The following is a 7,251-nucleotide window of genomic DNA, read 5'->3' as shown; positions in this document are numbered from 1 at the left end:
CCAGCTCAGCGGTCAGCGCCGCACCCTGCGCGCCGACGCCTACGTGGCCGCCATGGGCAGCTTCACCGCGCCCTTGCTGCGCCCGCTCGGCCTCTACCTCAACATCTATCCGGCCAAGGGCTACTCGGCCACCTTCAAGCTCAGGCACCCCGAGCGGGCGAGCGTGGTCAGCATGATCGACGATGGTCGCAAGATCGCCATCAGCCGCCTGGGCGACACCATCCGCGTGGCCGGCACGGCGGAGATGGCGGGCTACGACACGGGGCTCACAAGCGCCACCTCGCAGGTGCGCTGCGCGGCGCTGGTGCGGCGCTACGAAGAACTCTTCCCCGGCGTGGCGGACACGAGCGAGCCCAACTTCTGGGCCGGGCTGCGCCCCAGCACGCCGAACAACATCCCCTACATCGGCCGCAGCGGCAAGCTGCAGAACCTGTGGCTCAACGCCGGCCACGGCACGCTGGGCTGGACGCACGGCGCCGGCTCCGGCCGCGCACTCGCCGAGTTGATGAGCGGGCTGCAGCCGGCGTTGGACTTCGGCTTCTGCGGCGGTGAAGCCGGCCACGCGTTGCGCGTGGCCGCGGCATGACGCAGCAGGCTCAGTAGCCGGAGCTCTTGTTGCCGTTGGCCTTGTAGCGCGCGATCGCGTTCTTCAGGTCGTTGTATTCGCCGCAGGAGGTGCCGCACACCTTCTCCAGCGTGGCCAGGCGCTGTTCGGCCGTCGGCAGGTCGCCCTTCATCAGGTACAGCTCGCCCGAGTACTCGAGCGTGCCGCGGTGCTTGGGGTCGATGCGCAGGGCCTCGTTGTAGTACTTCTCCGAACCGGCGAGATCCGGCGTCTTCTGCTTGCGCAGGCTGTAACCCATCAGGTTGTTCCAGTCGGCGCTGCCCGTGTCATTGACGCGCTTGAGTTCGTCGATGGCACCCGCCCAGTTGTTGGCGGCGATCTGCGTGCGGGCGCCGGCCAGCTTGTCCGCCGGTGGGGGAGGCGCGATGTCGGCAGCGAAAGCAGCGTTCAGCGACAGGGCAAGCAGGCTGGCGGCGAGAAAGGTGCGGTTCATGGTGTGGTCCTCGGTTGTGGTGGCAGACCCCGGGATGGGTGTCTTGAACGGACTTACGGAGCGAACTTAGGCGGTGGACGCAGCCGGATGCAAAAAAATTCCGAGCTACCAGAGCTTGACGCAGTGGCCACTCAGCACGAAGGGTTGCGTCGGCGCGCTGCCTGGCTGAGCGGCCGCGGGCTCCAGGCTGACAGCCAGCCGCGAGACCTTGAAGAAGAGCTTCTCCGAGCTGTCGCTCAGCGTGATCGTGCTCGGCCCGCCCGGGGCCACGACGCCGACCGGGAAGGGCGCACCGCCATCGCTGGGCAGCGCCCACAACTGGGCCATGCGGCCGGGGGGCACCACCAGCGGCTGCAGCAGCTTGAGCGTGAGCTGCTGCCCGTGGCGGCGTGAACTGGCCAGCACGGCGGGCCGGCCTTGGGCATCGGTGAGCAGGCCCACGTAGCTGGCCGGCAGCGTCTCGTGGGACTCTTCCAGCCCGATCAACCCGGGCTGCACGCGCAGCACCACGGCGCACAGCAGCACACCGGCCAGGGCACCCGAGAGCCAGCGCCACCAGCCGGCAGACTGGCGCGGCGGTGCGAAGAGCCGCTGCTCCAGGCCGCTCCACACCGTTTCGCGCGGGGACATCGGCGGCAGGCCGGCCGACAGCACCGTGAAGCGCTCCTGCCAGGCCGCCACCGCGCGGGCCGCAGCCGGCGCCTGCACCAGCACGCGCTCGAAGCGCCGCCGCGCGCCTCCGCTCAGCGTGCCCAGCGCGTACTCGCGCGCCAGCCGGTCGAGCCGTTCGGGTTGCAGGTAGTTCATGCGGCGATGCCGGCGGATTGCAGGCAGTCCTTGAGCTTGTCCAAGCCCCGCCGCACCCAGGCCTTGGCGGTGCCAAGCGGTGCGTTCAGCGCAGTGGCGATGTCGGTGTGGACCATGCCGCGGTAGTAGGTCAGCGCCAGCGCCTGGCGCTGACCGGCGCTGAGCGCGCTCATGCACCCGTCGATGTGTGCCTTGGTCAGGCTGTCGTCGAGCAGCTGCTGCGGCTGCAGGGCGTCGTCGCCAGCCACTTGCAGGGCTTCGTCATCGAGCGCGACGGTCGAACCGCGCTCGGTCTTGCCCGAGCGCAGGGCATCGATCGCCTTGTTGCGCACGATGTTGATCAGCCAGGTCATCGGCGTGGCGACGACGGGGTTGTAGCCACTGGCGCTGTGCCACACGTTCATGAAAGCTTCCTGCAGCACCTCTTCGGCGCGGTCCCGGTTGTTCAATATACGGAAGGCGACGCTCAACAGATGCGCGCAGGTGGCGCGGTACAGGCGCTCGAAAGCCACCCGGTCGCGCAGGGCGACGCGCGACAGCAAGGTGGGCAGGTCGTCGGTGGGTGGCATGGGCGGTGCGAGTCTACAATCGCGCCCCCTCGCGTTGCCCCCCCTTCTCTCGGTTCTCCTGCATGTACTGCGCCATCGACTTCGGCACCTCCAACTCGGCCATCGCCATCCCGGCCGGCGCCGAGATGCAGCTGGTCGAGCTCGAACCCGGCCAGCGCACCATGCCCACCGCGGTGTTCTATTTCACCGAGGGGCCGGAGACGAACGGCCCGCCGCGTGCCTTCGGCCGTGCCGCCCTGGCGGCCTATGTGGATGGCACCGACGGGCGCCTGATGCGCTCGATGAAGAGCATCCTCGGCAGCAGCCTGGTCGACCAGACCACCGACGTGGGCGGCGGCCGCGGCGTGAAGTACCTGGACATCATCACCGGCTACCTCTTTCACCTGAAGTCGCTGGCCGAGCGCCAGGCCGGTAGGCGCATCGAGCAGGTGGTGCTGGGCCGCCCGGTGTTCTTCGTCGACGACGAACCCGAGCGCGACGCGCAGGCCCAGGCCGCGCTCGAAGCGGCGGCGCGCGCCGTGGGCTTCCGCGAGCTGCACTTCCAGTACGAGCCGATTGCGGCGGCCTTCGACTTCGAGCGCAGCGTCGACCGCGAGCAGGTCGTGCTGGTGGCCGACATTGGCGGCGGCACCTCCGACTTCTCGGTCGTGCGCGTCGGCCCCGAGCAGGCGAAGCGGCTGGAGCGCAAGGGCGACATCCTCGCCAACCACGGCGTGCACATCGCCGGCACCGACTTCGACCGCCGTGTGGAGCTCGCCAGCATCCTCGGCGAGTTCGGCTACGGCGCCTACGGCCCGAGCGTGGCGGGTGCGCCGGCGCGCGAGGTGCCGAGCGCGGTGTACTTCGACCTCGCCACCTGGCATTTGATCAACACCGTCTACAACCCGCAGCGCGTGGCCGAGCTGCGGCAGATGCGCAGCTTCTACGCTGACCTCAAGCACCACCAGCGCCTGATGACGGTGGTGACCGAACGCCTCGGCCACGAGCTGGCCTCGCGCGCCGAAGCGGCCAAGATCAGCGTGGCCGAAGGCGGCGACACGCGCATCGACCTCGGCCACGTGGAACGTGCGCTCGCCGTCACGCTGACCGAGCAGCAGGCAGTCGAGGCGATCGAGGGCGATCTGGCGCGCATCGTCGAAGCGGCGCGCGAGACGGTCGCGCAGGCCGGCCTGCGGCCGGAGCAGATCGACGCGCTGTACTTCACCGGCGGCTCCACCGGCCTGCGCCTCTTGGCCCAGCAAATCGCGGCGGTCTTCCCGCACGCTCGTGCGGTCCGTGGGGACCGGTTTGCGAGCGTGGCCACGGGTCTCGCGCTGCATGCACAGCGCTGGTTCACTCGGGCCGGATAGGCAGAGCTAACTCAACGGCGGCGCGGAGGGGCGGGCCGCCTGGGCGGGGTGGCCGCAGGCAGCGGGCGGCCGATGTCGGCCAGCAACAGCGTGGCGCGCACCAGGCCTTCCACCGCCTCGGCCAGGTCTTCGGGCGGTTCCAGCGTCTCGATTTCTTCGAGCAGCTCGTCGGCGTCTTCCAGGTCGTCCGGGTCCAGGTGGCGGTAGACGAGCGCCAGCGGCTCGGTGAGCGCCTGCGCGTCGCGCTGCATCAGCTCGGGGAACAGCTCCATCGCGGTGGCGAAGCCGGCCACCCAGGGGTAGACGGCGTCGGTCTCGCTGGGCGCGTCTTCATCGTCGCCTTCCAGCTCGAACACCCAGGGGTCGAACCACTGGCGCTTGCCGATCGCGTGGTTCAGTTCGCCATGGCGGCGCAGCGCGAGTTCGTGCAGTCGTGCGACGTCGAAGCGTGACGGTACGGCGCGGCCGTCGACGTCGGTAACGTGCGGCAGCCAGCGGCTCGCGGGCACGCGCACCGGCTGCACCAGCAGGCCGCACAGGAAGCCGTCGAGCATGCTCACGTCCAGCGGCTCCAGCGGCGCCGGCACGGCATCGAGCAGCGCTTGCAACTCGTCGATCTCGCGCTCGTTCAGAGGCGCCGGTGTGGGGCGGTGGGCAGCTTGCATGGGGCGGATTGTCGCGTCCCTCCAGGTTGCTACAAAGCGTATCGAAATCGTCCCTCGTATTGGGGATGTTTGCGCCCGCTTCGCACGACTAAAGTTTGGCTCGTGCTGTCACACGGGGTCTTACCAAGATCGCGAGGTACAGGTCTGAATCGTCGGAGCGCTGAAGAAAAAGAACCGCGCCGAAGAACGAGAGACCGCATCAGTCCCAACGACGTCCTTCAGAGGACTTGAAGGCCCACCCTACCCGGGTGGGCTTTTTTTTTGCCTTCAGACTTCGAAGCCGCCGCTCAGCTGCGCGCGAAGGTGGGCCACCAGGGCCTGCACGGCCTTGGGCGTGGTGGGGCTCCAGGGGTGCATGGCGTAGATCGCGTCACCGAACACGCCGACCGGGCGCCATGCGGGCAGCAGCACGCGCAGCTTCCGCGCGCGCAGTGCCGAAGCGGCGCTGAAGTCGGGCAGCAGCGCGATGCCCTGGCCGGCGAGCGCGGCATCGCGCAGCACCTCGCTGTTGTTGGCGCGCAGCGGGCCTTGCACCGTGACGCTCACGCGCTCGGGCTCGCCCTTGGGCTTGGCGGCGCCACGCTCGAACTGCCACACCGAGGGGCCGGTGCGCAGGTAGGGCAGGCAGGCATGGTTGATCAACTCGCCGGGGTGCGACGGTGTGCCATGCCGCTTGAGGTAGGCGCTGCTGGCCACCAGCAGCGAGCGCGAGGCGCACAGCTTCCAGGCCACATGGTTGTCGGGTGGGGCGCTGGTGTGGCGCACGGCGAGGTCGAAGCCTTCGTGCGCGAGCGTGAGCAAGCGGTCGGACAGGTCGAGGTCGATGCGCACCTCGGGGTGCTCGCGCGCAAAGGCCTCGATCAGCGGCGCCACGTGCTGCCGGCCGAGCGCCACCGGCGCCGTCACACGCAGCAGGCCGCGCGGTTGTGCCGCGAGGTCGCGCGCCTCGCCCACGCTGCGGGCAATGTGGGCAAAGCTCTCGGCCGTCTGCTCCACCAGGCGCTGGCCGGCTTCGGTGAGGTGCACCGAGCGCGTGGTGCGCCGCACCAGCGTCTGGCCGATGGCGCGCTCCAGCTCGGTGATGCGCTGGCTCACCGCCGCCTTCGACAAGCCCAGCCGCTGTGCCACCTGGGTGTAGCTGGGTGACTCGGCCAGCAGCGTGAGGGCGTGCACCTGCGGCCAGAGGAGGTCGATGCGCTGGTCGAGCGAGGGGGTATGTGTGGCCATGATTGTTCAGTTTATCGAACAATGAAGTCAGCCGAGCGGCATTGGCAAGCCGGGGACCGGCGCCTAGACTGAAAGCACACACCTGCCGGAGACACGCACCATGGGCGCACCCGAAGCTTTCACCGCCACCCACGAGGTGGGCCACTTCATCAACGGCCAGGCCGTGGCCAGCCGCAGTGGTCGCCGCCAGGCCGTCTACAACCCGGCGACCGGCGCGGTGGCGCGCCAGGTGGCGCTGGCCAGCGCCGACGAGGTCAACGCCGCGGTGGCGGCCGCGCAGGCCGCCTTCCCGGCCTGGGCCGACACGCCGCCGATCCGCCGCGGCCGCGTGATGTTCAAGTTCCTCGAGCTGGTGAACCAGCACCGCGACACCCTGGCCGCGATGATCACGGCCGAGCACGGCAAGGTGTTCACCGACGCGCAGGGCGAGGTCAGCCGCGGCATCGACATCATCGAGTTCGCCTGCGGCATCCCCCAGCTCTTGAAGGGCGACTACACCGAGCAGGTCTCCACCGGCATCGACAACTGGACCATGCGCCAGCCGCTGGGTATGGTGGCCGACATCACGCCGTTCAACTTCCCGTGCATGGTGCCGTGCTGGATGTTCCCGGTGGCGATTGCCGCGGGCAACTGCTTCATCCTGAAGCCGAGCGAGCGCGACCCGTCGGCCTCGGTCTTCATGGCCGAGCTGCTCAAGCAGGCCGGCCTGCCCGACGGCGTGTTCAACGTCGTGCAGGGTGACAAGCTGGCCGTCGACACGCTGCTCACCCACCCCGACGTGAAGGCGATCAGCTTCGTCGGCTCCACGCCGATCGCGCAGTACATCTACGAGACCGGCGCGCGCCACGGCAAGCGGGTGCAGGCGCTGGGCGGTGCCAAGAACCACATGGTGGTGATGCCCGATGCCGATATGGACCAGGCGGTCGACGCCCTGATCGGTTCGGCCTTCGGCTCGGCCGGCGAGCGCTGCATGGCGATCTCGGTGGGCGTGCTGGTGGGCAGTGCGGCCGACAGGATCGTGCCGCTGCTGGCCGAGCGCACGAAGTCGCTGAAGGTGAAGAACGGCACCGAGCTCGACGCCGAGATGGGGCCGATCGTCAGCAGCGTGGCGCACAGCCGCATCGCCGGCTACATCGGCCAGGGCGAAGCCGAAGGAGCGAAGCTGGTGGTGGACGGCCGGCAGTTCCAGGCCGCCAAGGCCGGCGCGGGCTGCGACCGCGGCTTCTGGATCGGCGGCACGCTGTTCGACAACGTGAAGCCGGACATGAAGATCTACCGGGAAGAGATCTTCGGCCCCGTGCTCGGTTGCGTGCGCGTGAAGGACCTGAAGGAAGCGGTGGACCTGATCAACGCCCACGAGTACGGCAACGGCGTCGCCTGCTTCACGCGCGACGGCAACGTGGCCCGCGAATTCTCGCGGCGCGTGCAGGTCGGCATGGTCGGCATCAACGTGCCGATCCCGGTGCCGATGGCGTGGCACGGCTTCGGCGGCTGGAAGAAGAGCCTGTTCGGCGACATGCACGCCTACGGCGAGGAAGGCGTGCGCTTCTACACCAAGCAGAAGTCGATCATGCAG

Annotated in this window: 8 protein-coding genes; 3 read left to right on the top strand and 5 right to left on the bottom strand. The window is 69.2% G+C overall.

What is annotated here, in order from left to right; genetic code table 11:
* Nucleotides 1-586, top strand: a 586-nt coding sequence (locus VFL64_RS14155; RefSeq protein WP_489541024.1) for an FAD-dependent oxidoreductase, incomplete at its 5' end; no start/stop codon positions are given.
* 10 nt (nt 587-596) lie between these two features.
* On the opposite strand, the gene VFL64_RS14150 is transcribed toward VFL64_RS14155, so the two are convergent.
* From VFL64_RS14150 to VFL64_RS14140, 3 genes are all read right to left on the bottom strand, one after another.
* Nucleotides 597-1,058: a tetratricopeptide repeat protein gene (locus VFL64_RS14150; RefSeq protein ID WP_489541023.1), complete on the bottom strand. Its 462-nt coding sequence runs from the start codon at nt 1,056-1,058 to the stop codon at nt 597-599.
* A gap of 105 nt (nt 1,059-1,163) precedes the next feature.
* On the bottom strand, nt 1,164-1,865 hold the full coding sequence (locus VFL64_RS14145; protein WP_489541022.1) for an anti-sigma factor: 702 nt from the start codon (nt 1,863-1,865) through the stop codon (nt 1,164-1,166).
* Entirely contained in the window at nt 1,862-2,434 is a 573-nt protein-coding gene (locus tag VFL64_RS14140; RefSeq protein ID WP_489541021.1) for a sigma-70 family RNA polymerase sigma factor, read from the bottom strand. Before VFL64_RS14140 ends, VFL64_RS14145 begins: the two co-directional genes overlap by 4 nt.
* 62 nt (nt 2,435-2,496) lie before the next feature.
* On the opposite strand from VFL64_RS14140, the gene VFL64_RS14135 reads away from it, so the two are divergent.
* Nucleotides 2,497-3,783: an Hsp70 family protein gene (locus tag VFL64_RS14135; RefSeq protein ID WP_489541020.1), complete on the top strand. Its 1,287-nt coding sequence runs from the start codon at nt 2,497-2,499 to the stop codon at nt 3,781-3,783.
* Nucleotides 3,784-3,794: 11 nt separating this feature from the next.
* On the opposite strand, the gene VFL64_RS14130 is transcribed toward VFL64_RS14135, so the two are convergent.
* Entirely contained in the window at nt 3,795-4,448 is a 654-nt protein-coding gene (locus tag VFL64_RS14130; RefSeq protein WP_489541019.1) for a YecA/YgfB family protein, read from the bottom strand.
* Between the two features lie 267 nt (nt 4,449-4,715).
* The gene (locus tag VFL64_RS14125) at nt 4,716-5,675 is read right to left on the bottom strand and encodes a LysR family transcriptional regulator (RefSeq protein WP_489541018.1); all 960 of its coding nucleotides are present in this window, start codon (nt 5,673-5,675) and stop codon (nt 4,716-4,718) included.
* A gap of 100 nt (nt 5,676-5,775) precedes the next feature.
* On the opposite strand from VFL64_RS14125, the gene VFL64_RS14120 reads away from it, so the two are divergent.
* A partial coding sequence (locus VFL64_RS14120; protein ID WP_489541017.1) for a CoA-acylating methylmalonate-semialdehyde dehydrogenase occupies nt 5,776-7,251 on the top strand: 1,476 nt, incomplete at its 3' end.

The sequence above is a fragment of the Rhizobacter sp. genome, from assembly GCF_035702065.1.
Taxonomy (GTDB): Bacteria; Pseudomonadota; Gammaproteobacteria; order Burkholderiales; family Burkholderiaceae_C; genus Rhizobacter.
This window is presented reverse-complemented; position numbering and strand designations above follow the sequence as displayed.